A 26,249-nucleotide genomic window follows, 5' to 3' on the forward strand; every position below is an offset into this window, starting at 1 on the left:
GCTGCTGGAAACGGCATAAAGTCATTCAATAACGACCCATTATCCCGCCAGCGGCGAACCCTTACTTCTCCCTCATCGAAAGCGGCTCCACGAGCCGCACCACTCAAGGGAGAAGAACAATGCGCACGTTCACCATCGCCGCCCTCGCGCTCGCCGCCTCGCTCTCGCTCGCCGGGGTCGCCCGCGCCGAAGAAGACGTCTCGCAGGAAAATGACGAATCCGCGCGGGTCGCGGCCGAATCCTGGCAGGAAGCGGAACAGCCGCACCAGAGCGTTCCCTACGCTCTCGGCTACCGTGCCCCGGCGTCCACGCGGGCGCAGCAGATCCAGCGCATCTTCCCCCAGCCCGGGTATGACCCCCGGTATGAGAGCCCCGATCAGCGCTTCCTGGAGCAGGGCGACCGCGGCCTCGGCACCAACTGACCTCGGCCAGCCCCGGCGCCGCACCTACTCGGGGAGCTCCGAGAGAACCGGAGCGGGCGCCTGATCTGGAGATCTCCGCGGAAGCGCCTATCTCCTACAGAAAGGAGGCCCGGCCATGCGCCGGGTCCCGGCTCGGCGGCGGCAAGCGGTTCGGAGCAGAAGCACCATGTCCAGGTTCGATGATGTCGAGGTGTTCGTCCGCGTCGTGGAGCGCGGCAGCTTTCATGGCGCCGCCCAGCAGTTGGGCTTGCCCGCCACCTCGGTAAGCCGCAAGATCAAGGCCCTGGAAGAGCGCCTGGGCGTGCAGCTTCTCCACCGCACCACCCGCAAGGTATGGCCGTCCGACGCCGGGCAGGCCTATTACCAGCGATGTGTCGGCGCCGTCGCGCTGCTCGATCAGGCGGATGCACAGGTACGCTCCCTCACCCGCGAGCCGGAAGGGCCCCTGAAGGTGCTGATGCCCCACTCCACCGGCATCCTCTTCCTGGAGCCGGAGATGGCGACCTTCCGCGCCCGCCACCCGAAGGTGCAGCTGCACATCACCCTGGACAACCACCCGCTCGATCTCGTCGAGCATGGCTTCGACCTCGCCGTGCGACACGGGCCGGTGCGGGATTCCAGCTATCACATTCGCCGGCTCGGCCTGTCGCCGCTGCACCTGATGGCGAGTCCCGCCTATCTGCGTGCCCACGGGCGCCCGGAGCATCCGCGAGACCTGATGCAGCATGATCTCATCGGCATCCGTTCTGCGCCCGGCCCCCTCATGTGGGCGCTCGAAGGGCCGGACGGGGGTGTGGAGCTGAAGATCGAGCCGCAGCTCGTGACCAACGATCCCGTTCTCGCCATGCGCCAGGCCCTCGCCGACGCAGGCGTCGCCCTGTTGTCCCACTGCCTGAGCCAGCATCGCCTCGACGCCGGCGAGCTGGAAATCCTGCTGCCCGAATGGGAGCGGCGCGAGCCGCTGGAAACCGTCGCCCTGTTCCCGGCCCGCGCCACGCTGGACCTGAAGGTGCGGGTATTCCTGAACTTCCTGGCCGAGATCTTCGACCACCGGCTGGCACCCGACCTCGCGCGCCAGCGCGCCGGCGCCACCCCGCGACGAACCCGGCAGAGCGCCGACACCTGAAACGCGCCCGCGCGCGGAAGGCGGCGCCGAAGCCGGACGGCCCCGGCACCGCCTCAGCTCAATATTCCACCACGCCGTCGAGCGCGTAGTGCTTGACGCTCTTGCGGTTGGCGATCAACTCGTCAGCGGTCGGCTTGCCCGTCATGGCACGGGAGATGGCGATCTTGGTCGCCTCGTAATTGGTGCGGTAGAGGTCGGCCTTGTCGAGGTTCGGGTCCTCGGGGCAGCGCGGGTCCAGCCACACCATGATGATCATGCACAGCTCGTCGGCCTGGTCCTTGGGCAGGATGCCCTCGCTCAGGCAATCGACGATAGCGTCGCCCATGGCGGCCTGAACCACGCCGCCCAGCAGCTCCACATAGGCGGCGGAGGGAATGGTGACCTTCGAGGTCATCATGGTGGCGGGGCGCACCTGCTGGTTCAGGTCGCGCACCACAAACATGCGCGTGTGCCCGGCCGCCTGCCCCATCATGGACGCGAACGCCTGCCCCACCGGGCCGCGCACCGAGCCGATCACCACTTCCGGCATGGCGTCCGTCGCCTGCCCGTCCTTCGCGAGCACGGTTGCTTCACCGGTCTTAAACCAGATGTCGGTCATGTCTTGTCCTTTCGGGCGGTTCCAGGAGCTGTTCTTGTAAAATATTATTCTCAGAAGGAAAGCGGCTTTCCGTCCTTGCGTTCCTGTCCCACACCTTCGCCGTCTCCAAGACCGTGTGCGCGCGACGCTCACATGACCGGTCCGACTTGTCCCCGCTGTCCCCAGGGGCACGCCGCTACCCCACCAAGCCTTGGAGCGAGTCAAACCCGCTGTTTCGGGCCTCCGAACGCCCGATTTTTTAACTCTTGACAGTGTCCCGACCCTGGACAAATCACCCCCGATTCGATTCCAATGGTCACGATTCGGAGAGATGCGGCACGTCCCTCCAGATCGAGGACGTGGAAGGCGCGGGCTTAGGCCGCCCAAGCCTTCCGAATGACCCGGAGGAGACCGGCGATGGCACGCGCCAACGCTGCGAGCGTCGGCGCGCGCGACCAAGCCATTCGAGGTCTGGCGAGGTCGATAGCGCGCCCTGCGTACCAGCGCCTGCTCGACGCCGAGCCGGTCCTGCGGAGGATCGTGCCCGCCCTCATCGTCACCTTCCTGGTGGTCATCGGCGCCGGCGCGGTGGTGCAGGTGCATAGCCACCGCCTTACCGTGGTCGACAACGCCAAGGACGACCTGGCGCTGCTCGCGCTCGCCACCGCCGAAAGCCTCTCCCAGCACATGACCGGCGCGCTCGACCGTGCGCCCCAGGCGCTCGCCGAGAGCCTGCCGCCACGCGCCACCGATTCCGGCCGCCGGGTCTACGTGACCGACGCCAGCGGGCGCATCGTCGCCAGCGCCCCGCCCATGGCCAACCCGCCCGCGACCCTCGCCGACCTCATCGACCCCACCCAGCCCCTCGTCATCTTCGCCGAGCGCGCCGGCGTGCTGGAAGTGCCCATGGGCACCGAGATGAGCGCGCAGGGCGAGCCCGCCGGCCAGGGCATGCTCGCCACGGTGCGCAACCTGAAGGGGCCGCTCGGCCAGATCGTCTATGTCCAGCCCATGTCGCAGGCGCTCGCCGCCTGGGCGGACACGACGACGCTCACCATCACCCTGTTCACCACCACCGGCGCGGTGCTGCTCATCCTGGGCTTCTCCTTCCACTGGCAGGCGAGCCGCGCGCGGGAAGCGGACCACATCTACGACACCGTGCGCCGCCGCATCGACACCGCGCTCAATCGCGGCCGCTGCGGCATGTGGGACTGGGACATGGCGCGCGGGCGCATGTACTGGTCCGACACCATGTTCGAGATCCTGGGCCTGGAGCGGAAGGACGAGCTGATCTCCTTCGGCGACATCGCCCGGCTGGTGCACCCGGACGACGTGGACCTCTACGAGCTGGCGAAGGATCTCGCCGACCGGCCCGGCGCGGCCGTAGACCGCGTGTTCCGTATGCGCACCGCGCGCGGCGACTATGTGTGGCTGCGCATGCGCGCCGAGGTGGTGCAGCAGGCGGGGGAGGACGGGCCCCACCTCATCGGCATCGCCATGGACGTCACCGAGGCCCAGCACATGGCCGAGCGCACGGTGACCGCCGACATGCGCCTGCGCGACGCCATCGAGAGCATCTCCGAGGCGTTCGTGCTGTGGGACAGCCAGAACCGCCTCGTGCTCTGCAACTCGAAGTTCCAGTCGCTGCACGAGCTGCCGGACGACGCGATCCAGGCCGGCACCCCGTTCGAGGTCATCGCCTCCGTGGGCCGCCACCCCGTCACCCGCACCCCGCTGAAGCCGGAGGACAAGCCGGAGGAAGGCTCGCGCGCGTTCGAGGCCCAGCTCTCCAATGGCCGCTGGCTGAAGATCGCCGAGCGCCGCACCAAGGACGGCGGCTATGTCTCGGTGGGCACCGACATCACCACCATGAAGCGCCATGAGGAGCGCCTCATGGACAATGAGAAGCGCCTGATGGCGCTGGTGACGGACCTGCGCAAATCCCAGCAGACCCTGGAGCACCAAGCCCAGCAGCTCGCAGAGCTCGCGGAGAAGTATTCGGAAGAGCGCAACAAGGCCGAGGACGCCAACCGCGCCAAGAGCGAGTTCCTCGCCAACATGTCCCATGAGCTGCGCACGCCGCTCAACGCCATTATCGGCTTCTCGGAGATCATGGAAAGCGGGATGTTCGGTCCGCTCGGCTCCCCCAAATACGCCGAATACTGCACCGACATCAAAGGCTCCGGCACCTACCTGCTGGACGTCATCAACGACATCCTCGATATGTCGAAGATCGAAGCCGGCCGCATGCAGCTTGAAGTGGAGGACGTGGCGCTCGACGAGATCATCGCCGATGCCATGCGAGTCACCGCCGTCAACGCCGATGAGAAGGGCATCGCCATGACGGTGGCCCCCGGCGAGAACCTCCACATCAAGGGCGATCGCCGGGCGCTGAAGCAGATCCTCCTGAACCTGCTCTCCAATGCCGTGAAGTTCACGCCTGAGGGCGGCAAGATCTCGGTGCGCGCGCGCATCAACGGCTCGGCGGCGGTGGTCGCCATCGAGGACAGCGGCATCGGCATCGCCCGCGAGGCGCTGGCGCGCATCGGCCGCCCGTTCGAGCAGGTGGAGAGCCAGTTCACCAAGACGCACAAGGGCTCCGGCCTCGGCCTCGCCATCGCCAAGTCGCTGGTGGAGCTGCACGGCGGGGCCATGCGCATCCGCTCCGCCGAGGGCAAGGGCACCGCCGTCATCGTCCGCCTGCCGGTGAGCGGGCGGGCTGCCAATTCCAACGAGACGCCGAAGCTCGCCGCGGTCATGTGATCGGCGCGGTGGAGCAGCCACAGGGTCGCACAATGAGCTTGCTTGCGCTTTTCCGCCTGTTCCGTCCAAGCCGCCTTCGCGCGGCGCTTCTCACGGGCGCCTGCGCCGCCGCCCTGGCGGCGCCCACCGCGAGCGCCGAGACGGCGCTCGCCATCGATCCCAAGCTTCCGCCCACGGAGACGGTGGCCCTCGGCATCCCCAAGGGACAGGTAGAGGCCGCCATCGCCAAGCTCGATGACTTCGCCACCGCGCTCATGAAGCGCTCCGGCATTCCCGGCATGGCGGTGGTGGTGGTGCATGAGGGCAAGACCGTCTACCTCAAGGGCTTCGGCGTGCGCGAGGCGGGCAAGCCCGAGACCGTGGACGGCGATACGGTCTTCCAGCTCGCCTCCCTCTCCAAGGCCGTCGGCGCGGGCGTGGTGGCCCATCAGGTGGGAGAAGGCGTCGTCACCTGGGACACGCCGCTGCGCAAGCTCCTGCCCTGGTTCTCGCTGAAGGACCCATGGGTCGGCGAGCACGTGACGGTGGCCGATCTCTACACCCACCGCTCAGGCCTGCCCGACCACGCGGGCGACGAGCTGGAGGACCTGGGCTTCGACCGCCGTCAGATCCTGGAGCGGCTGAAACTGCTGCCGCTGGCGCCGTTCCGCGTCACCTACGCCTACACAAACTTCGGCCTGACCGCCGCCGCCGAGGGCGTCGCGGCCGCCTCCGGCAAGGACTGGGCGACGCTGTCGGACGAGGTGCTCTACAAGCCGCTGGGCATGAGCGCCACGTCGTCCCGTTTCTCCGACTATATCGCCCGTGCCAACCGCGCCGTGCCCCACGTGCGCGACAACGGCGCCTTCGTCGCCAGGTATCAGCGCCAGCCGGACGCCCAGTCCCCCGCCGGCGGCGTGAGCAGCTCCGCGCGCGACATGGGGCGCTGGCTCGCCTTCGTGCTCGGCAACGGCGCCTACGAGGGACAGCAGATCGCACCCGCGGCAGCCCTGCTGCCGGCGATCACGGCGCAGATCGTGTCCGCCCCCTCGCCGACCAGCAGCGCGCGGGCGGGCTTCTACGGCCACGGCTTCAATGTGTCGGTCGCGCCGTCGGGGCGCGTCGTGCTCTCCCACTCGGGCGCCTTCATTCTCGGGGCCGGCACCACCTTCGCCATGCTGCCGTCCGAGAAGATCGGCATCACCGTGCTCACCAACGCGCAGCCGGTGGGCGCGGCCGAGGCGCTCGCCATGCAGTTCATGGACTACGTGCAGTTCGGCTCCATCACCCGCGACTGGTTCGCCGCCTACAGCGCGCTGATGGCGCCGCTCTACCAGCCGCTCGGCGCCCTCACCGGGCTGCCGGCACCGGCCACGCCCGAACCGGCCCGCAAGCTCGAAGATTATGCCGGCACCTATGCCAACTCCTATTTCGGGCCCGCCACCGTGCGGGTGGAAGATGGCCACCTGGTGCTCACCGTGGGGCCGAAGCCGGTGGTGGCCACCCTCGGCCACTGGAGCGGAGACACCTTCACCTACGCACCTGCGGGAGAAAGCGCACCGCCCGGCACCCTCTCCGAGGTCGTCTTCGCGCTGAAGGGAAAAGGCGCCCCCACCATGACGGTGGAGTTCTTCAACGAGAACGGCATCGGCACCTTCACGCGTCAGCCCGCCGCCCGCCCCGAGAAATCCCCGAAGTCAACGCGGCGCAACTGATGCCGAAGGCCCGTGGGCTTAACTCACGGGTCTTTGCCAAGGCTTCGCGGCGCTTGGACGAAGCCACTTGGCGCCGACGGAAGACCGGGGCCGATGGCATAGAGCGTTCTCAGGCGAAGCGGGCACCGGCCCGCGTGCCGAAAACGCCGTTCATGCGCTCGGTCACGGCGCCTCCCGCCCGCAGCGCCGCCCTGGAGGCGCTGCGCGGCGCGTCGAAGTGGCCTCGCGTCACTCTGGATCGGCAGCCGTGGGCACCACCAGGGCGTCGCAGGTCAGGCCGTCCAGCACCGATTTGGCGGTGGAGCCCACCAACAGCTCCAGCAGCGCGCCCTTCCCGTCGGTGCCGAGCACCACGAGATCGGCGTGGAAGGCGGTCACATATTGCTGGATGAGCTGGGCCGGGTTTCCGCGCTCCACCAGCACGTCAAGGACATGGCCAGCGGCGATGCCGGACTTCGCCATGAACGCCTCCAGGTCCCGCGTCGCCAGCTCCCCGAACGCCTCCCGGTAGCCCGTGGGGTCGCTCAGCAGGCCGTCGAGGGGCGGATCGAAGGCGTGGAACACGTGGAAGGGCGTATCGGGAAAGAAGGCGACGGTCCGGCGCAGCGCGGCGCGCGAGGCCGGCGAGACATCCGCCGCCACCACGATGCCCGCGTAGGGATGGCGCGGCCGCTGGCGCACGATGAGCACCGGCGCCTGGGCCCGGCGCAGCACCTTGTCCACCGTCGCGCCGAGCAGGAAGCGGCCCAGGATCTCGTCGCGCGCCACCGCGGTGATGATGAGGCCGCAGCCGTGCTCCTGCGCCGCCTTCAGGATCAGCTCCGCCGGATCGCCCGGCTCGACGATGAAGGAGACCGGCACGGGCGCGCCCTTGAGGTCCTCCCGCAGGGTTTCGGCGACGATCCGCGCCGGCTCGGGCCCGCGCTGCCAGGAGGGCAGGTCCCGCTCGGCGATGGCGCCGGGGCGTGGGTCGCAGGCATCGAGGGCGTGGACCACGACCAGTTCCGCGCTCCAGGCGGCGGCGATCGCCAGCGCGCGGTCCATCGCCCGGTCGCAGCGGGCGCTGAGATCGGTGGCGAGCAGGATGCGGCGCGGTGTGTCCCGTTGCGTCATGTCGATCATCCCCAACCTTTCCTCCGGCGCCGGGCGGGCGCTCAATTCACTAGGCCGAGCCGGCGCAGCAGCACCTTCTCTCCCTCGAGAACGGCCATGAAGATCACCCCCAGGGCGATGATGATCAAGCCGTCCATGACCGTCACCGGCGTCGTGCCGAACAGCTCGTGCATGACCGGCAGGTAGGTAAAGGCGAGCTGGGCTATCACCACCGCCGCCAGCGCCAGCAGCACCGCCGGCGTGCCCAGCGCGCCGCGCCAGGTGAGCGAGGTCATGTGCATGAAGCGCACGTTGAAGAGATAGAAGATCTCCAGCACCACGATAGTGTTCACCACCAGCGTGCGCGCCGTGGCGAGGTCCCGCCCCTCGGCCAGCGCGTGGAAGAACACTCCGAGCGTAAAGGTCGTGAACAGAACCGAGACGAACACCACCCGCCACAGCAGGAACGGGGAAAGCAGGGGCGCATCCGCCCGGCGCGGCGGCCGGCGCATCACGTCCGGTTCCGGCGGCTCGAAGGCCAGCACCAGCCCGAGGGTGATGGTGAGGATGAGGTTGATCCAAAGGATCTGCGCCGCCGACATGGGCATGACGAAGCCGAACAGGATGGCGGCGATGACCGCCAGCACCTCGCCGCCATTGGTGGGCAGGGTCCAGGAGATCACCTTGCGCACGTTGTCATAGACCGTGCGCCCCTCGTGGACCGCCGAGACGATGGAGACGAAATTATCGTCCAGCAGCACCATCTCGGAAGCCTCCTTGGCGGCCTCCGTGCCCTTGACGCCCATGGCGACGCCCACGTCCGCCTGCTTCAGGGCGGGCGCGTCGTTCACCCCGTCGCCGGTCATGGCCACCACGGCACCGGTGGACTGAAGGGCCCGCACGATGCGCAGCTTGTGCTCCGGGCTGGTGCGCGCGAACACGCTGGCGCGGGTGGCAAGCGCCTTCAGAGCGTCGTCGGAGGCGGCATCCACATCGGCGCCGGTCGCCACCTCCAGCGGCTCCGAAAGGCCGAGCTGGCCGGCGATGGCGGCGGCGGTGGCGGCGTGGTCCCCAGTGATCATCTTCACCGCGATGCCGGCCGAGCGGCATTCGGCGATGGCGCGGATGACCTCCGGCCGCGGCGGATCGATGAAGCCCACGAGGCCGAGGAAGCAGAGGTCCGTCACCGCGTCGAAGCCGAGCCGCCGGCCGGCATCCGCGCTCGGGGTCTTCACGGCGAAGCCCAGCACCCGCTCGCCCTCGCGCGCGGCCCGGGCGGTCTCCGCGTTCCAGCGCGCGGCGTCGAGCGCCTCGGGGCCGGAGGCACCGGCCTGGGTGCGGCAGCGGGCGAGCAGCGCCTCGGGCGCGCCCTTCACGAACAGCACCGCCCCGCCCTGGGGGCGACCGTGCAGGCTCGCCATGAAGCGGTGCTGGGCATCGAAGGGGATCTCATCCTGCCGTGGCCACTCGGCGCGCAGGTGGTCGGGGTCGAGCCCGGCCTTGGCCGCGAGGGTCACCAGCGCCCCCTCCATGGGATCGCCATTCACGCGCCAGCGTCCGCCGGCCTCGGCAAGGACGGCATCGTTGCACAGCAGGCCGCAGCGGATGAGCTCCTCCGCCGCCTCCAGCGCCGCCACATCATCGTCGGAGCCGATGGCGGTGAAGGCTCCCACCGGGGCATAGCCGGATCCCGCCACCTCCAGATGGTGGGTGGCGGTGACGAGCCGGCGCGCCGTCATCTCGTTGCGGGTGAGGGTGCCGGTCTTGTCGGAGCAGATGATGGAGGTGGCGCCCAGGGTCTCCACCGCCGGCAGGCGGCGGATGACCGCGTTGCGCGCCGCCATGCGCCGCACGCCGATGGCGAGCGTGATGGTGATGACCGCCGGCAGCCCTTCCGGCACCACGCCGACGGCGAGCGCCACCACGGCGATGAGGGCATCCACCCAGTCATGGGCGCGCACCAGCACCGCGAACGCGAACAGCGCCGCGGCAGAAAGGAAGGCCACCACCGTGAAGCCGCGCCCGAAGCTGTTGATCTGCCGCAGCAGCGGCGTGGTGAGCGGCTCCACCTTGGCGATGAGGGTGCTGATGCGGCCGATCTGCGTGTGGCGGCCAGTGGCCACCGCGACGCCTGCCCCCTGCCCCGCGGCCACCAGCGTGCCCGAAAAAGCCATGCAGGCGCGGTCGCCGAGCGACGCCTCCGCGGGCACGGGCGCGTCGTGCTTCTCCGCGGTCACCGATTCGCCGGTCAGCATGGCCTCGTCCACCAGCAGGTTGCGGGCGCGCACCAGCCGCAGGTCGGCCGGCACCCGGTCCCCCGCCTCCACCAGCACCAGATCACCCGGCACCAGCTCCTTCACCGGGATGGTGGTGCGCACCCCGTCGCGCACCACGGCGGCGTGGGGGGCGATCATGTCGCGGATGGCGCTGAGCGCCTGCTCGGCCTTGCCTTCCTGGATGAAGCCGACGATGGCGTTCACCGTCACCACGGCGACGATGACCACCGCATCGATGGTGTGCCCCAGCGCCAGCGCCGCCACCGCCGCGGCCAGCAGGAAATAGATGAGCGCGTTGTTGAACTGGGCGAGGAAGCGGACGATGGGGTGGCGCGCGGTCGCCTCTGGCAGGGCGTTAGCGCCGTAGACATCGAGGCGACGGCGGGCCTCCGCGTGGGAAATTCCCGCCACGGAGGTGTCGAGCGCGGTGAAGACCTCCGCATGGGAGCGCGCATGCCAGTCGCGATTCTCGATTGTCGGGGCGGAATGAGCTTCCAGGCGGCGATCCTGGTCTGTCACTGTCACGAGCAGCAGCCCCCGGAGTGGGATCATAAGGCAGGGATGACGCGCTCACGGCGCCACGTTGCTTGATCTCCACCAAGCTTACGTTGCGGAACAACATAGAGGCGCGGGCGCGTGCGGGGCAAGCCGCCGGCGGCGCGGCCCTTCGTCCCCCGCCCGAGCGCGAGAACCGCTCAGGCCGCGCCGGCCTGGAGGATGCGCTCGAAGATGGCGCGCACCTTCTGCTGGGTCTCGGCGAGATAGGCTTCCAGCGTGGCGAAGTCCGGCATCTCGCCGGCGCGGGCGAGCAGGGCCTTGAGCGCCGGGCTCGCATCCGCCGGCACCACATGGGCGTCCACAGCGAGGCGCAGCACCTGCGTCATGTCCTGATAGAGCCGGCAGGCGCGGATGAGCACATGGGCATCCTCCGCCTCCAGAAGGTCGAGCCGCTCCGCATGGGCGAGAATGCGCGCGGTGGCCGTGTCCACGATCTCCGGGTGTCCGTGGGCGTGGGCCAGCACGAGGTATTGCGCCAGGAATTCCACATCCACCTGCCCGCCGGCGGCGTGCTTCAGGTTCCAGCGGTCATCCTCGCCCTTCTCGGCGGCGATGGCGCGGCGCATGTCCAGGATGTCTCGGGCCAGGGTACGCCGGTCGCGCGGCTGGCGCATCACGGCACAGATGACCTCCTCCACGCGGACGCGGAAATCCCCATCGGAAGCGATGACGCGGGCGCGGGTGAGCGCCATGTGCTCCCACGTCCAGGCCTCCTCGCGCTGATAGGTGGCGAAGGAGACGAGCCGGGTGGCCAGCGGCCCCGAGCGGCCGGAGGGGCGCAGCCTCAGGTCCACCTCATAGAGCTTGCCGGCATTGGTGAGGGAGGTGAGCGCCGTCACCAGCCGCTGGGTGAAGCGCGCGAAATATTGCGCGCCCTGCAGCGGCCGTCCCCCGTCGGAGGTGGGGTCGGCATCGGCGTCGTAGTCATAGAGCACGATCAGGTCGAGATCGGAGCCGGCGGTCATCTCCCGCCCGCCCAGCTTGCCCATGGCGAGCACCGCCGTGCGCCCGCCCGCGATATGGCCGTGCGCCTCGGTGAAGCGCGCCCACACCCGGCGGTGCAGTGCGCGGATGATGACCTCGGCGAGGCGGGCATAGGCCTCGCCCGCGCGGGCGGCCGGCAGGGTGCCGGAGGCGATGCGCACGCCGATGAGCACGTGCTGCTCCTGGCGGAAGCGCCGCGCGCGGTCGAATTGCTCCTCCTCGGTGTCGGCGGAGTCCAGCAGGCTGTCGAGGTGGGCCTCCAGGCTGCGCTCGTCGGGCAGCACATCGAAGAAAGCGGGGTCGAGCAGCGCGTCCGCGAGGGAGGGGCGGCGCGCCAGCGTCTCGCCGAGGCGCGGCGCGGCGGTGAGGATGGTGGCGAACAGGCGCACGAGATCCGGGTGGCGGTCGAGCGCCGTCAGCAGGTGCGGGCCGGAAAGGTCGGTGAGGAAGCGGTCGGCGGCGATGAGGGCGCCATCCGGATCGCCGCCCCGCGCCAGCGATTCCAGCAGCAGCGGCACGATACGCGCGAGATGCATGCGCGCCGTCTCGCCCTTCAGCGCGCGGGGGACGCCGGCCAGCCAGCCGCGCACGATGCCGCTCGCCGCCGCCGGATCACGGAAGCCGAGGCGCGCCAGGGCGGCCAGGGTCGGGCGGTCGTTCTCCTGCGGGGGAAACACCAGCGCCGCGTCCAGCACGGCCGGGGGCGGCGCGTCCTCGAACAGCTGGGCGTAATGGCCTTGCACGCACTGGAGCCGCTCCACCAGCGCGGCGGCGAAGGCGTCGCGGTCCGCATAGCCCATGAAGCGGGCGAAGCCCTCCATGGCCTCCCGGCTCTCGGGCAATTCGTGGGTCTGGGCGTCCGCCACCATCTGGATGCGGTGCTCCACCCGGCGCAGGAAGAGATAGGCCTCCGTGAGCTGGTCGCGCACCTTGGGCGCGATCCAGCGGTGCTCGGTGAGCGCCTCCAGCGCCTCCAGCGTGCGGGAGGTGCGCAGCAGGGGGTCCCGCCCGCCGGCGATGAGCTGCTGGGTCTGCACGAAGAACTCGATCTCGCGGATGCCGCCGCGCCCGAGCTTCACATTGTGCCCCTCCACCGCCACCACGTCATGGCCGCGGAAGGCGTGGATCTCGCGCTTCATGGCGTGAACGTCGGCGATGGCCTGGAAATCCAGCACCCGCCGCCATACGAAGGGCAACAGATCGGACAGGTAGCGCCGGCCGAGGTCGAGATCGCCGGCCACCGGGCGGGCCTTGATATAGGCGGCGCGTTCCCAGGTGGCGCCCTCGCGCTCGTAATAGTCGAGCGCGGCGTTGATGGAGAGCGCGACCTGGGTGGAGCCGGGATCCGGCCGCAGGCGCAGGTCCACCCGCAGCACGTAGCCGTCGCCGGTGCGCTCCTGCAGCATGCGCACAAGCCCCTTGGTGACCTTCACGAAGAAGGGGGAGGCGGAGACGTCCTCCGCCAGGGGGGCGAGGTCGCGGTCGTAGACGACGATCAGGTCGATGTCGCTGGAATAGTTGAGCTCGCGGGCGCCATGCTTGCCCATGGCGATCACCGCGAGGCCGCAGCCCTGCGCCGGGCGCTCGGGGTCCGCCGGCGTCAGGCGGCCGGCGCGGGCGGCTTCCGCCAGCAGGAAATCGAGGGCACCGCGCACGGCGGCATCGGCCACGTCGCTCAAGGCGGCGGTGACGGCCACCAGGTCGAAGGCGCCGCCCATGTCGGCGATCGCGATGAGCAACGCCGCCTCGCTGCGCATGCGCCGCAGCGCGCGCATGGCCTGCGTCTCCTCGGTGGCCCTGAGGCAGGCTTCCGCGCAGTCCGCGATAAGGCGCGCGAGATGGGCATCCGGCGCGCTGCCCAGCGCACGCAGCAGCCGGGTGGGCTCAGACCGGATCAGCTCCAGCAGGAAGGGCGAGCCCTCCGCGACGCTGAGCGCCACGTCGCGCGCCGCGGGCCCCGCCGCGAACAGCGCTTCCAGCGCCGCGCCCTCCTCCGGCGAGAGCCGCTCCAGGGCATGGGACAAGCGAATCGCCGCGGCCGCCGCATCACGGACGACCGGCGCCTCCCGCATCATGACGGCGAGAACGGGTCCTTCGGACGAATCCGATACGTGGTCCGGAGCTTGGGGCGCGCGCATGGAATGACCTAAAGGCACGGGGACGCGCAATGCGCAAGCCCCTACAGAAGGCTCGGGACCGCCGCCGCGCCGAGGCGGCCGATTCGCCGGTCGGTCCCCGCCCTTTGTGACCGATCCGGGTTAACGCCGGCTGGCCGGATCCCGCGCCGCATCCCCACCCCCATCGGCGGCGACGGCGGGCCGCGCCGGCAGGCGCAGCACGGCCACGAGCCCCGGCCCATTGTCCGCGAAGGCGAGCGCGCCGCCGTGCAGGCGCGCCACCGCCGACACCAGCGACAGGCCGAGCCCCGAACCCGGCCGCGTCCGGCTCGCCTCCAGGCGCACGAAGCGCTCCACCACCCGCTCCCGGTCGCCAGCCGGAATGCCGGGCCCGCAATCGGCCACCCTGAGCACCGCCTCACCGCCCTCGTGGGAGAGGTCGATGGCGATGCGCCCGCGCCCGCCGCCGACGGGGCGGCCATATTTGATGGCGTTGTCGATGAGATTGGAAAGGGCCTGCGCCAGCAGCTCGCGCATCCCGTGCACCATGACCGGCTCCAGCGCCACCGTCACGTCGAGCCCCTGTTCGTCCGCCAGCGGCTCGTAGAGCTCGGCCACGTTCCCGGCGAGATCGGCGAGGTCCAGGTCGATCATGTTGTCGCGCGCCTGCCCGGCCTCGGCGCGGGCGATCATCAGCAAGGCGTCGAAGGTGCGGATGAGGCCCTCGCTTTCCTCGATGGTGGTGTCGAGCGCGGCACGCCACTCGTCCTCGGTGCGGGCGGTGCGAAGTGCCTCCTCGGCACGGTTGCGCAGGCGGGTGAGGGGCGTCTTCAGGTCGTGGGCGATGTTGTCCGAGACATCCTTCAGGCCCTGCATCAGCGCCTCGATGCGCTCCAGCATGGCGTTGAGGGAGTGGGCGAGGCGGTCGAACTCGTCGCCCGTGCCCGCCACCGCGAGGCGACCGGAAAGGTCGCCGGCCATGATGGTCTCGGTGGTGGCGGTCATGGCGTCGATGCGCTTCAGCACGCGGCGGGTGACGAACACCCCGCCGGCGAGCCCCAGCACCACGATGAGCACCACCGCCCATTGCGCCGGCCGCGCCACCAGATCGCGCAGGGTGTCGCGCTCCTCGATGTCGCGGCCCACCAGCAGGCGGTAGCCGCCGGGCAGGATGAACACCTGCACGAACGCGACATGGCTGCGCGTGGCGCCGCTGTCCTCCTGGCGGTCGTAGGTGGTGAAGCGGGTGCCGGCATCATTGAGCAGGCTGAGAGACAGGTCCGAAACGTTGGCGGCGAGAACCTCGCCCTGGAAGTTCGCCAAAACGTAGATGGAGGAGCCCGGCCGCCGGGAGCGCCGGTCGATCACGTAGACGAGCCGCTGGATGCCGCCGACCTGGTACTGCTCGGCCAGGAAGCGCACCTCGCGGTCGAGGTTGTCGGCCACCTGGTTCTGGATCAGCTCGCGGGTGTGCCAGGCGGTGTAGCCGATGACGGAAACCGCAAACAGGGCGAACACGGCGAGATAGGCCGCCAGCAGCTTGAAGGCGGTGGTGCGCACCAGCCGCGCGAGATGGGCGAAGCCGCCGATCGCGCGCCCGGCCACCGCGCCCGTGCGCCCCGCGCCCCTCACGCCAGTCCCGCCCGCACCATGTAGCCGGCGCCGCGCACGGTGTGGATCAGCGGCACCTCGAAGCCCTTGTCCACCTTCGAGCGCAGCCGCGACACGTGCACATCGATGACGTTGGTCTGCGGGTCGAAATGGTAGTCCCACACGTTCTCGAGCAGCATGGTGCGGGTCACCACCTGCCCGGCGTGGCGCATGAGATATTCCAGAAGGCGGAACTCGCGCGGCTGGAGGGGGATCTCCTTGCCGCAGCGGGTGACGCGGTGCGCGAGCCGGTCCAGCTCCAGGTCCGCCACCTTGTAGACGGTGTCGGTCGCCTGTGGCCCGCCGCGACGGGCCAGCGCCTCCACCCGCGCCAGCAGCTCGGTGAAGGCGTAGGGCTTGGGCAGGTAGTCGTCGCCGCCGGCGCGCAGGCCCTGCACCCGGTCGTCCACCTGCCCGAGGGCGGACAGGATGAGCACCGGCGTCGCGTGGCCGCGCCCGCGCAGCTCCGCCACCAGGGAGAGGCCGTCGCGCAGGGGCAGCATGCGGTCCACCACCAGCACGTCGTATTTGTCGGCGAGCGCGAGGGCGAGCCCCTCCTCGCCGTCGGCCGCGTGGTCCACCACGTGCCCGGCCTCGCGGAAGGCCTTGCGGAGATATTCGGCGGCGTCGCGGTCGTCCTCGACGAGGAGGAGGCGCATGGCGTTGAGTGTATCCGGATCGAGATTCGCGTTCATGTCACTCTAGAGCGATTTGGAGCGAAAGGGGACCGGCCGCCCGAACAGGCGCTGAGCACGGGACGAAGCGGCGCGCGGGGTGCCAAAAACAAAGGCGCGGGAAGCCCTCTGGAGCTTCCCGCGCCTGCAGCGCCGGCCGACGCTCGGGGGGCTGGGGACACGTCGGATATGGCGCCGGAAGGGGACCGGCCGGCGGAGCGGGGGGCTGGGGGCGATGCCCCGCCGGTCGGCTCGCACCGGGCCGGTCTGCGCCGGCCCGGGATTCGATGAGCCTCGGCCCTCGAGACCTCAGCCCTTGGCCTTGGTGTCCAGGGTGATGGCGACGAAGCGCACGCCCTGCTCGCTCTTCACCTGGACGAGCACGGCCTTGCGGCCATCGGCCTTGGCGGCGGCGAGGCCGTCGCGCACGTCCTTGGGGGTGGAGACGGCCTTGTCGCCCACCTTCAGGATCACGTCGCCGGTGCGGAAGCCGCGGGCGGCGGCGGGGCCGTTCGGATCGACGCCGGTGACCACCACACCCTCGTCTCCGGCGCCGTCGACACCCTTGGCGGGGGCGAGCTGCAGGCCGAGGCGCGGCATGTCCTTGCCGGCGGCGTCTTCATTGCCCTTGTCGGCGCGGGCCACCTGCTCGTTGGGGAGCTGGTCGAGCTTCACCGCCACGGTGACGGGCTTGGCGTCGCGGATGACGGCGAGCTGAACCTCGGTGCCGGGCTTCATCATGCCCACCTTGCGGGTGAGGTCACGGGCATCCTTGATCGCCTCGCCGTTGAGCTTGACGATCACGTCGCCAGCCTTCAGGCCCGCCTTGGAGCCGGGGCTGTTGGGCTGCACCTGCGCCACCAGGGCGCCCTCGGTCTCCTTGATGCCGAGGCCGGAGGCAAGTTCCTCGGTCACCGGCTGGATCTGCACGCCGATATAGCCGCGGGCCACCGAGCCGCTCTCGCGGAGCTGGTTCACCACCGTCTTCACGGTCTCGGAGGGGATGGCGAAGGCGATGCCCACGTTGCCGCCCGAGGGAGAGACGATAGCGGTGTTCATGCCGATCACCTCGCCGTTCAGCGAGAAGGTCGGGCCGCCGGAATTGCCCCGGTTGATGGGGGCGTCGATCTGGATGAAGTCGTCATAGGGGCCCGAGCCGATGTCACGGCCGCGCGCGGAGACGATGCCGGCGGTGACCGTGCCGCCGAGGCCGAACGGGTTGCCCACCGCAATCACCCAGTCACCCACGCGGGGCGCGGTGTCGGCCAGCTTCACCCAGGGCAGGTCCTTGGCGTCGTTGATCTTCAGCAGGGCGACGTCGGTGCGCGGATCGGTGCCGATCACCTTGGCCACATGCTCCTTGCCGTCGGTGGTGGTCACATCCACCTCGTCGGCGCCATCAACCACGTGGTTGTTGGTCACCACATAGCCGTCGGCGGAGATGATGAAGCCGGAGCCCTGGCCCACCACCGGGCGCTCGCCGCCCGGGCCGCGATGGCCGCGCGGACCCATCGGGCCGTTGGGACCCATCGGGCCGTTCGGGCCACGGCCTTCGCCGAAGCCGAAGCGCTTCATGAACTGCTCGATCTGGGGCGGGATATTGCCGCCGCCCAGGTCGCCGTCGCTCATGGCCACCTGGTCGCCGTCCTTCTTCACCTTCACGGAGACGACCGCGGGCGAAACCTTCTCGACGATATCGGCGAAGGAGAAGGTGCCGGCCGGCTGGCTGGTGGTGATCTGCGCGAACGCGGGGGTGGCGGTGCCCGGCAGGAGCTCGCCGGCCACCATGCCGGCGACCGCGAGGCCGAACACGCCGGCGAGCAGGGCCTGGCGACGGCGCTTCGTCACGGAGGAGGTCTTGTCAGAGCGGGTCATGCGATCGGGTCTCACTTCTTCCATCGGGTGCCCTGCCCGGCGGCAGGTTCGAGGGTGAAGGTAGGGCCCCGAGCCTTACGGTTCCCTGGCGACGGGATTACGGTTCGGTAATGTCGCTCACACGCCCGTGAGCCCGCCCCTGGGGAACGCGGTCCGCCACCCGGCGTTCAACGGCCAGAACGCGTTCCGGCGCGCCCGTCGGGACCGGACCCGGGAGGTACACACGCCATGCGCCCCGTCCCTGTCGCAGCAGCAGCCGCTCTCTGGCTCGCGGTCCTGCCGGCCCTTCCGGCCCGCGCCGCCGAGCCCGCCATGATCATGGAGACAGCCAAGGGCAAGACCCTGGCCGACGCCTCGGGCATGACGCTCTACGTCTTCTCCCGCGACATGCCGGGCAAGCCCGCCTGCACCGGACCCTGCGCCGCGGTCTGGCCGCCTCTGAAGGCGGGCATGAATGCCAAGCCCATGGGGCCGTGGACCATCGTCACCCATGCGGACGGCACGGCCCAATGGGCCTACAAGGGCAAGCCCCTCTACCACTTCAGCAAGGACATGAAGCCCGGCGACATGGGCGGTGACGGCGCCCTCGACGGCGCCTGGAGCATGGCGCGCCCGTGAGACCGGAGGGCGTCGCGCCGCATACCGTCGGCCCCGGTCCTCGACCGGAGCCGAGCGCGCTTCGCTCAAGCGCCGCGCGGGCCTGGCCACGGGCCCGCGACAGAGGCGCGTGAACCTCCGGCATCAGCCGACTGCGCGTGAGGCATTGTCCTGGTAGTTTTCCTCCGCGTCCTCCAGCCGCGCGGGGTCCAGGCTGGCTGCGCCGCCGGAGGGGGGCAACGCCGCCTCGGCAGGGGCCGGCGCGGCCGCTTCCTCGGCCTCCTGCTGGCGTCGCCACAGGTCGGCATAGAGGCCGCCGCGGGCGAGCAGTGCCGCGTGGGTGCCGCGTTCCGCCACCTGCCCGTCCGCCATCACCAGGATCTCGTCCGCCCCCACCACCGTGGAGAGGCGATGGGCGATGACCAGCGTGGTGCGCCCCTCGGAAACCTTGTCGAGCGCCTCCTGGATGTCGCGCTCGGTATGGCTGTCGAGGGCGGAGGTGGCCTCGTCCAGCACCAGGATGGGCGGCGCCTTCAGGAGGGTGCGGGCGATGGCCACGCGCTGCTTCTCGCCGCCGGAAAGCTTGAGGCCCCGCTCGCCCACCTCGGTCCTGTAGCCCTTGGGCAGGGAGCGGATGAAATCGTCGATCCGCGCGAGCCGGGCCGCCTCCTCCACCTCCGCCTCGGCGGCGTCCTGGCGGCCGTAGCGGATGTTGTAGGCGATGGTGTCGTTGAACAGCACCGTGTCCTGCGGCACCATGCCGATGGCGGCCCGCAGAGAGGATTGCGTGATCTCGCGGATGTCCTGCCCGTCGATGAGGATGCGGCCGGCGGAGACGTCGTAGAAGCGGAACAGGAGGCGCGACAGCGTGCTCTTGCCGGCGCCGGAGGCGCCGACGATGGCCAGGGTGCGCCCCGCCGGCACCTCGAACGACACGCCTTTCAGGATCTCCCGCCCCGCCTCATAGGAGAAGCGCACGTCCTCGAACCGCACCGTGCCGCCGCGCACCGCGAGGCCTGGCGCGTCGGGCCGGTCCCGGATCTCCGGATCGCGTGCCAGCACCTGGAACATGGCTTCGATGTCCAGCAGCGCCTGCTTGATCTCGCGATAGATGAAGCCGAGGAAGTTCAGCGGCACGTAGAGCTGCAGCATCATCACGTTGATCATGACGAACGAGCCCACGGTCTGCCGCCCGGCGCGAATGTCGAACACGCACATCACCATGATGATGGCGAGGCCGATGGAATAGATGACCGCCTGCCCCGCATTCAGCCAGGCGAGCGAGGTGTAGGTGTGCACGGTCGCCGTCTCGTAGCGGGCCATGGAGCGGTCGTAGCGGGCATTCTCCCAGCGCTCTGCGCCGAAATACTTCACCGTCTCGTAGTTGAGCAGGCTGTCCACCGCCTTGGTGTTGGCCTCGGTGTCGCTGTCGTTCATCTCCTTGCGGATGGAGAGGCGCCACTCGCTCGCCCGGTAGGTGAAGACGGCATAGGCCGCGATTGTGAGCGTCACCACCACCACATAGCGCCAGTCGAAGGCGAACAGCAGCACGCCAAGCACCATCACCAGCTCGACGATGGTGGGCGCGAGCTGCAGCACCGCCATGCGCACGATGGTCTCGATGCCGTTGCGCGCCCGCTCCAGCACGCGCGTGAGCCCGCCGGTCTTGCGCTCCAGGTGGAAGCGCAGGGACAGGTCATGCATGTGCCGGAAGGTCTCCAGCGCCAGCTTGCGCACTGCGTGGAGCGCCACCTTGGCGAAAATGCCGTCGCGCAATTGCGTGATGGCCGCCATGACGATGCGGGCAAGGCCGTAGGCCAACGTCAGCGCCACCGGCGCCGCGAGAATATAGGCCCAGCCCGAGGGCACCGGCGCGCCGTTGGCTTCCGCGCTCAGGGCGTCGGTCGCCCATTTGAACACGAACGGCACCACCATGGTGGCGCCCTTGGAGCCGAACAGCAGCACCATGGTGACGATCACGCGTGCGCGCAGGTCGGCCCGGTCGCTCGGCCACAGGTAGGGCCACAGGCGGGAGAGGGTGCCGAGCATCCGCTCGCCCGCAGGGGCGGGAGCGGGCCGGCCGGAAGCGCCGGAGCCGCTTGCTCCGGGGCGGGGAACCTTTGAACCGTCTGACATGAAGCCTAACCTTCCGCCGTGGGGTCGGCCGCATCCTCGGGAAGGAGCGTGTCGAACACGGTCTCGATCTCGGCCCGCAGCGCGCGCAGCGCCGCGCGGTCGAGGCAATAACTGATGCGCGCGCCTTCCGCGCGGCTGCGGATGAGGCCCGCATCACCAAGCACCTTGAGATGCTGCGACACGGTGGATTGCGCCAGCGGCAGGCCGCGCACGATCTGCCCGCACACGCAGCGGTCCGCGCGCGCCAGCGTCTGCAGCACCATGAGGCGCGCGGGATGCGCGAGGGCGCGCAGGCGCTCGGCCAAAGCGTCCAGGGTGGCGGGGGAAAGGTTCCCCTCGTCTGCGGGGGAGATTTCGGGCGGAACGGTCAACGCGCGTCTCGGCACTCAACTCCTCGTCCATCGGCGATAGACGATGACAATGACCATTTCAAGACGGCCCTGTCACGCGCGCGTCGCGCCCCACGCGGAAGGTGGATGAGAACAGCGGGCCCGTAAGGCAGGCGTCGCTGTGCGCGAAACAGTGCTAAAGTGGGTCCATGGCTAAAATTGAAAGCGTATGTGTCTATTGCGGCTCTTCCCACGGCCGCGACCCGGCGTTCGCGGACGGCGCGCGCCGGCTGGGCGAGATCCTGGCGGCCCACTCCATCCGCCTCGTCTATGGCGGCGGCGGCGTGGGCCTGATGGGGGAGGTGGCGAGCGCCGCCGCCCTCGCCGGTGGCGAGGTCACAGGCATCATCCCCCGCTTCCTGGTGCGGGTGGAGCGCGCCTTCCGCCACCGGGCGGAGATGATCGAGGTCACCGACATGCATGAGCGCAAGCGGCTCATGTTCGAGCGGGCGGATGCGTTCGTGGCCCTGCCGGGCGGCATCGGCACCCTGGAGGAGCTGGTGGAGCAGCTCACCTGGGCCCAGCTCGGCCGCCACCGCAAGCCGATCCTGCTCGCCAATCTCGACGGCTTCTGGAATCCCTTCCTGGACCTCATCGGCCACATGCAGGATGCCGGCTTCCTGCCCGCCGAGCGCCCCCTGGACATCCTCACCGCCGACCGCATCGAGGACATCCTGCCGACGCTCCAGGCCGCCGCCGCGTCGATCCCGGACCACGACCTCCACGATGGCGAGGCCGAGCTTGCGCGACAGATGTAGCCGGACGGCGCGGCGGGCTCAGCGCCCGTCGTACTCCGCATAGGAGAGGGGCGTCTCGAACACCCTGACGCCGGCGAGCTGCGGCAGCTCGGGCTTCAGCCGCGCCCAGAGCCATGCGCAGATGTTCTCCGCGGTGGGATTGTCCAGGCCCTCCACGTCGTTGAGACAATGGTGGTCGAGCCGCGCCAGCAGCGGCGCGAACACCGCCTCGATGTCGAAGAAGTCCGCCACGAAGCCGGTGTCGGGGTCCACCGCCCCCTCCAGCGTCAGCTCCACCTTGTAGGAATGGCCGTGCATGCGCCGGCATCGGTGGGTTTCCGGCACGCGGGGCAGGAAGTGCGCCGCCTCGAAGGTGAAGCCCTGGGTGATGCGCATGGTGGGCGCCGGTGCGGTCATGGAATGCCGATCATCTTGTGGGTCTGGACGGACAGGCGCCAGCGCGGATGCGCGAGGCAATAGGCCACCGCCGCAGCGGTGTGGCGCGCCCGGTCGGGTCCATCCATGGGTTGCAGGAAGAACTGGGCGAAGTCGAGCCCGGAAAGCGTCTCGGGGTCGAGCCCCGCCTGGGGGAAGACGAGCTTCAGCTCCTGCCCGCTGCGCTGGAGCAGGGGCGCGCCGGCCTTGGGGCTCACGCAGATCCAGTCGATGCCTTCGGGCGCGGGCAGCGTGCCGTTGGTCTCCACCGCGATCTCGAAGCCCGCGGCATGGGCGGCCGCGACCAGGGGCGCATCGAGCTGCAGCAGCGGCTCGCCGCCGGTGAATACCACGAAGCGGCGCCCCGCGCCCGGCCCCCAGACCCGCGCCAGCGCCGCCGCCAGCTCCTCGGCGCGGGCGAAGCGCCCGCCGCCGTCCCCGTCCAGGCCCACGAAGTCGGTGTCGCAGAAACGGCAGGCGGCGTCCTCCCGGTCGGCCTCGCGGCCGGACCAGAGGTTGCAGCCGGCGAAGCGGCAGAACACGGCCGCGCGCCCGGCCTGGGCGCCCTCCCCCTGCAGGGTCTTGAACATCTCTTTGACAGCATAGGCCATGGGCCGATGCCTTTAGACCCATCCCGCCGCCGGGGGAAGCGCGCCGCCGGCATCGAAAGGTCCGCGCCAGGAGGCTAGGATAGGCCAACCGGACGAACCCGTTCCCAGCGAGCCCTATCGAATGACCACCCTCGACCTCGACGCCAGCCTCGACCCGCGCGAATTGCGCAACGCCCTCGGCCGCTTCGCCACCGGCATCGCCGTGGTGATGGCCGCCGACGGCGAGGGGCTGATGGGCGTGACGGTGAATTCCTTCTCCGCCGTCTCCCTCGATCCGCCGCTCATCCTGTTCTGCATGTCGCGCAAGCTCAATTCCCTCTCCCGGCTGGAGAAGGCGAACGCCTATTCGGTGAACATCCTGCTGGAGCACCAGCAGGAGGTGTCCAACCGCTTCGCCACCGCCGGCGCGGACAAGTTCTCGGACACACAGTGGGAGCGCGGGCCCAGCGGCGCGCCGCGCCTGCTGCCCGCCCACGCCTGCTTCGAGTGCGTGCCCTATGCCCATTACGACGGCGGCGACCACGTGATCTTCGTGGGCCGCGTGGTGCACATGCATGCCGAGGGCGAAGAGGCGCCGCTGCTCTATTATCGCGGCCGCTACCGCACCCTCGCGGCCCCCGCCGGGTGAGGACGGGGCTTCAACCGGGGGGCGCGGGGGTCTACACAGGCGTTGACCTGACGCAACGTCCGTCGTTTCGCCGGCCCTTACTGTCCCCCGAGGCAAGCCGTTCGCGGACCTGCGCAACTTTCGAGGAAGGCCCATGCTGCACAACCTGAGAAGCGTCCTCATCGGCGTGACCGAGGAAGGCATTGACGAGCCCTCCTCCGCCCTCGCCTACGGCCTCTCCCTGGCGCGGCAGGCCGGCGCCCATGCCACCATCCAGGCCGCCTCGCTCAAGGTGGTGCTGGGCACCGCCTTCGTCAGCGGCATGGCGGCGGGAATCGTCTCCGATCACAACCGGCGCCTGCGCGCCCTGGCGACGGCGGTGGCCGAGCGCGCCGCCGGCGAGGCGGCGGCCCAGGGTGTCGCCTGCGCGGTGGAGAACCTGCAATTGCCTTACGGCGAGCTGGCGGAAGCCTTCGTCGCCCAGGCCCGCGTGCACGACATCAGCGTGCTCGACGCTGCGGCCGCCACCGCCGGCACCGACAGAGGCCTCATCGAGGCGCTGCTGTTCGAAAGCGGCCGCCCGCTCATCGTGGTGCCACCGGGGTGGGACGCCTTCCGGCACGAGCGCGTGCTCATTGCATGGGACGGCAGCGCCCGCGCCGCGCGCGCCGTCAACGACGCCATGCCCATCCTGAAGTCCACGGCGGCGGTGGAGGTGGTGGCCATCGGCACCGAGAAGGAGCTGGCGGGCAGCGTGCCCGGCGCCGAGATCGCCCCCCACCTGGCGCGCCACGGCGTGAACGTGAGCGTGAAGGACCTGGTGGTGCAGGCCGAAGGCATCGCCGGCGCCCTGCGCGAGCAGGCCAGCCTGTTCAACGCCGATCTGCTGGTGATGGGCGCCTTCCATCATTCCGCGGTGCGCGAATGGGTGCTCGGCGGCGTCACCCAGTCCCTGCTCGGGGAGAGCCCGGTGCCGCTGCTCATGTCCTATTGAGAAGCGGCCTCAGCCCACCGCCTGCCACTTGCCGTCCGCATTGCGGCAGGCGGCGCCGCGCGCGATCTGCGGGCGGTTGTCGATATAGATGGTGTGGGAATAGTCCCGGCAGGTCTGGAAGCCCGGACGGTGGTAGGGCGGCCCGGCGATGACCGTGCCGTGCGCCCCGCTGTCGCTCTTCCAGCCGGTGGGATAGCCCGGACCGCCAGTCTCCAGGGCCGCCACCTCCGCGTCGAAGGCCTTCTGCCGATCGGCATCGTCGAGGCCGTTGCCGATGGCGCCGCTGATGAGCCCGCCCGAAACCGCGCCGCGCATCACCGGCGCCGTGGGCAGGGCGATGTTGGCGGTGCCCTTCAGGCTGGAATTCGCATCGCTGGCGCAGCCCGAAAGGAGCGCTCCGAGAACGAGGGCACTGAGGGTCGCGGGCACCTGACGGACGGACATCGCACGGGATCTTTCAACGCCATGGCCATGCGGCGCGGAAGCGGGCCGCCGCACAGCCTGAGTTGCAACAGTCTTAGTTGGACTTGAGCGGAAGGAAAAGCACTACCGGCGCAGCCTCGTGCCGCATGGCGCCGGCGCGCTCTCCCCAGGAGAAGGCGGCCTTCCGCGCCGCCCCTGCCCCTCTCAGCCAGGCCCGGCGTCACGGCCGGTGCGCACCGCCTCCACCTCGGCCGTCTCGGCCCGGTGCGCGAGCGTGTAGAGCCCCGCCGCCACCGCCGCGACGGCCAGCGGCCAGCTCCAGGAAGGCAGGCCGCCCAGGGCGTCGCGCAGCGCCGCCAGGCGGCCCAGCGCCTCGGGCACCTGCTCCAGCACGCCGAGCAGCACGGCCGGCGCGCCCAGCAGCAGCGCGCCGCGCTTGCTCCAGCCCGCGGCGGCGACCACCGCATCCCCCTTGGCCGCCAGCGCCCCGGCGGTGAGGCGCGCCCGCTCCGGCGCAACGGGGCGCGGCGCGGCGGTGGCCAGCGCGGCCGCCGTCCCGGCGTCGAGACGGCCGGAGACGGGAAGCCCCGCGGTCGCCTGAAAGGCCGCGACACCCGCCGTGGTGCGCGGGCCGAAGACGCCATCGGCCTGGCCCGCCTCCGCATAGCCGAGATCACGCAGGCGCTGCTGGAGGGCGCGGACCGCGCCGGGATCCAGCTCGCCGCCGGGCGCGCCGGAAGACACCGGACCCGGCCCGAGGCCGGCATCGGAGTCGAGCTCCATGAGTCGCTTCATGAGCGGCGCGATGCCGATCTGCTTGTCCACGGCGGTGCCGCTCCACACCCCGTCGGCCACATACTTGCCGCGCGCATACTGGTTCGAGCCGCTCCACAGATAGGCACTGGGCACCCCGCGCATGCGGTAGCCGAAGCCATTGAAGCGTTCGCCTTCATAGAGGCAGCGCTGAAGGGTCCACGGGAAACCGGGCCCATAGCCCTTGAGGGCGAGCGCATCGGCCGCCGCCTCCTCCCACGTCTCGAACGGGCCGCGCCCGGCGGGCACCAGCCGGGTCCGGCGGCCGGTACCCAGGATCCGCTCGCCGTTATGAAGCACGCCCCGGAAGTCGCAACCGCACTCGCGGGCATGCAGCACGCCGATGAAGGCCCAGGGCACGCCGGTGCGGGCCTCGACAGCCCGGTAGCGCGCCTTGCCGGCGACGATCCGGCGCGCCATGCCCTCAATGGAGGAAAGGCGCGCGGGCGCCACCGCCATGGCGGCCCAGCGATGCGCATATTCGGCCTCCAGGGAGGCGAAGGCATAAGTGGTCATGGTCGCTCCTTCGATGGCAGGCGGGCGCACGCCCGGGGCGCACGCCACGTTGAACATGAATGCAGGGGTGACAGGTTTTCACGTACCGCCGGGAGGGCGATGCGCGCCCCCAGGCCTGGACAGGGCGCCATGCGCGGGCCGGATGGCGCAGGCGGCCGTAAAGCGCCGCGCCCGCCTCACGCC

At 70.3% G+C, this 26,249-nt stretch carries 21 protein-coding genes; 8 read left to right on the forward strand and 13 right to left on the reverse strand.

The features are described from left to right. The first annotated feature begins 119 nt into the window (after positions 1-119). Together V5F75_RS17710 and V5F75_RS17715 are read left to right on the forward strand one after the other, a co-directional pair. Complete coding sequence (locus V5F75_RS17710) at positions 120-422, forward strand: hypothetical protein (protein WP_394036638.1); 303 nt, start codon at positions 120-122, stop codon at positions 420-422. Positions 423-588: 166 nt separating this feature from the next. Continuing rightward, positions 589-1,548, forward strand: coding sequence for a LysR family transcriptional regulator (locus V5F75_RS17715; RefSeq protein WP_394036640.1), 960 nt, complete (start codon positions 589-591; stop codon positions 1,546-1,548). Between the two features lie 58 nt (positions 1,549-1,606). Here the strand turns inward: V5F75_RS17715 and fae are convergent, their stop codons facing one another. After that, on the reverse strand, positions 1,607-2,146 hold the full coding sequence (gene fae / locus V5F75_RS17720; RefSeq protein WP_394036642.1) for a formaldehyde-activating enzyme: 540 nt from the start codon (positions 2,144-2,146) through the stop codon (positions 1,607-1,609). A gap of 396 nt (positions 2,147-2,542) precedes the next feature. Here fae and V5F75_RS17725 point away from each other — a divergent pair, with 396 nt between their 5' ends. Together V5F75_RS17725 and V5F75_RS17730 are read left to right on the forward strand one after the other, a co-directional pair. After that, the gene (locus V5F75_RS17725) at positions 2,543-4,888 is read left to right on the forward strand and encodes a sensor histidine kinase (protein WP_394036644.1); all 2,346 of its coding nucleotides are present in this window, start codon (positions 2,543-2,545) and stop codon (positions 4,886-4,888) included. Between the two features lie 32 nt (positions 4,889-4,920). Next, positions 4,921-6,582 carry a serine hydrolase gene (locus V5F75_RS17730; RefSeq protein ID WP_394036646.1) on the forward strand — a complete coding sequence of 554 codons (1,662 nt, stop codon included), beginning with the start codon at positions 4,921-4,923 and terminating at the stop codon, positions 6,580-6,582. Between the two features lie 228 nt (positions 6,583-6,810). Here V5F75_RS17730 and V5F75_RS17735 read toward each other — a convergent pair whose 3' ends face one another. The 6 genes from V5F75_RS17735 to V5F75_RS17760 form a co-directional block, all read right to left on the reverse strand. Next, positions 6,811-7,695 (reverse strand): universal stress protein, encoded by an 885-nt coding sequence (locus tag V5F75_RS17735; protein WP_394036648.1) that lies wholly within the window; start codon positions 7,693-7,695, stop codon positions 6,811-6,813. Positions 7,696-7,736: 41 nt separating this feature from the next. Beyond that, positions 7,737-10,469 carry an HAD-IC family P-type ATPase gene (locus tag V5F75_RS17740; RefSeq protein ID WP_394036703.1) on the reverse strand — a complete coding sequence of 911 codons (2,733 nt, stop codon included), beginning with the start codon at positions 10,467-10,469 and terminating at the stop codon, positions 7,737-7,739. A 176-nt stretch (positions 10,470-10,645) separates the two neighbouring features. Beyond that, positions 10,646-13,630: a bifunctional [glutamine synthetase] adenylyltransferase/[glutamine synthetase]-adenylyl-L-tyrosine phosphorylase gene (locus tag V5F75_RS17745; protein ID WP_394036650.1), complete on the reverse strand. Its 2,985-nt coding sequence runs from the start codon at positions 13,628-13,630 to the stop codon at positions 10,646-10,648. Positions 13,631-13,750: 120 nt separating this feature from the next. Beyond that, a complete protein-coding gene (locus V5F75_RS17750) occupies positions 13,751-15,214 on the reverse strand; it encodes an ATP-binding protein (protein ID WP_394036652.1) in 1,464 nt (487 codons plus the stop codon). A gap of 23 nt (positions 15,215-15,237) precedes the next feature. Next, positions 15,238-15,954 (reverse strand): winged helix-turn-helix domain-containing protein, encoded by a 717-nt coding sequence (locus V5F75_RS17755; RefSeq protein WP_394036654.1) that lies wholly within the window; start codon positions 15,952-15,954, stop codon positions 15,238-15,240. 288 nt (positions 15,955-16,242) lie between these two features. Continuing rightward, on the reverse strand, positions 16,243-17,808 hold the full coding sequence (locus V5F75_RS17760) for a Do family serine endopeptidase (RefSeq protein WP_394036656.1): 1,566 nt from the start codon (positions 17,806-17,808) through the stop codon (positions 16,243-16,245). A gap of 228 nt (positions 17,809-18,036) precedes the next feature. Between V5F75_RS17760 and V5F75_RS17765 the strand changes: the two genes are divergently transcribed. Next, entirely contained in the window at positions 18,037-18,426 is a 390-nt protein-coding gene (locus V5F75_RS17765) for a COG4315 family predicted lipoprotein (protein WP_509212105.1), read from the forward strand. A 123-nt stretch (positions 18,427-18,549) separates the two neighbouring features. Here the strand turns inward: V5F75_RS17765 and V5F75_RS17770 are convergent, their stop codons facing one another. Both V5F75_RS17770 and V5F75_RS17775 read right to left on the reverse strand, forming a co-directional pair. Next, positions 18,550-20,541 carry an ABCB family ABC transporter ATP-binding protein/permease gene (locus V5F75_RS17770; RefSeq protein WP_394036659.1) on the reverse strand — a complete coding sequence of 664 codons (1,992 nt, stop codon included), beginning with the start codon at positions 20,539-20,541 and terminating at the stop codon, positions 18,550-18,552. Positions 20,542-20,546: 5 nt separating this feature from the next. Beyond that, positions 20,547-20,912, reverse strand: coding sequence for an ArsR/SmtB family transcription factor (locus tag V5F75_RS17775; RefSeq protein WP_394036660.1), 366 nt, complete (start codon positions 20,910-20,912; stop codon positions 20,547-20,549). A gap of 167 nt (positions 20,913-21,079) precedes the next feature. Here V5F75_RS17775 and V5F75_RS17780 point away from each other — a divergent pair, with 167 nt between their 5' ends. Further along, positions 21,080-21,688 (forward strand): LOG family protein, encoded by a 609-nt coding sequence (locus V5F75_RS17780; RefSeq protein ID WP_394036662.1) that lies wholly within the window; start codon positions 21,080-21,082, stop codon positions 21,686-21,688. Positions 21,689-21,706: 18 nt separating this feature from the next. Here V5F75_RS17780 and queD read toward each other — a convergent pair whose 3' ends face one another. Beyond that, positions 21,707-22,063, reverse strand: coding sequence for a 6-carboxytetrahydropterin synthase QueD (gene queD, locus V5F75_RS17785; RefSeq protein ID WP_394036704.1), 357 nt, complete (start codon positions 22,061-22,063; stop codon positions 21,707-21,709). 17 nt (positions 22,064-22,080) lie between these two features. Next, complete coding sequence (gene queE, locus V5F75_RS17790) at positions 22,081-22,713, reverse strand: 7-carboxy-7-deazaguanine synthase (protein WP_394036664.1); 633 nt, start codon at positions 22,711-22,713, stop codon at positions 22,081-22,083. A 121-nt stretch (positions 22,714-22,834) separates the two neighbouring features. Between queE and V5F75_RS17795 the strand changes: the two genes are divergently transcribed. Further along, positions 22,835-23,341, forward strand: a complete 507-nt coding sequence (locus V5F75_RS17795) for a flavin reductase family protein (RefSeq protein WP_394036666.1) — start codon at positions 22,835-22,837, stop codon at positions 23,339-23,341. 133 nt (positions 23,342-23,474) lie between these two features. Next, positions 23,475-24,314: a universal stress protein gene (locus V5F75_RS17800; protein WP_394036668.1), complete on the forward strand. Its 840-nt coding sequence runs from the start codon at positions 23,475-23,477 to the stop codon at positions 24,312-24,314. Positions 24,315-24,323: 9 nt separating this feature from the next. Here the strand turns inward: V5F75_RS17800 and V5F75_RS17805 are convergent, their stop codons facing one another. Together V5F75_RS17805 and V5F75_RS17810 are read right to left on the reverse strand one after the other, a co-directional pair. Further along, positions 24,324-24,758 carry an RT0821/Lpp0805 family surface protein gene (locus tag V5F75_RS17805; RefSeq protein WP_394036670.1) on the reverse strand — a complete coding sequence of 145 codons (435 nt, stop codon included), beginning with the start codon at positions 24,756-24,758 and terminating at the stop codon, positions 24,324-24,326. Positions 24,759-24,941: 183 nt separating this feature from the next. Next, positions 24,942-26,066, reverse strand: a complete 1,125-nt coding sequence (locus tag V5F75_RS17810) for a peptidoglycan-binding protein (protein ID WP_394036672.1) — start codon at positions 26,064-26,066, stop codon at positions 24,942-24,944. Positions 26,067-26,249: the final 183 nt, after the last annotated feature.

This window comes from Xanthobacter albus, assembly GCF_043194895.2.
In the GTDB taxonomy this organism is placed as follows: Bacteria; Pseudomonadota; Alphaproteobacteria; order Rhizobiales; family Xanthobacteraceae; genus Xanthobacter.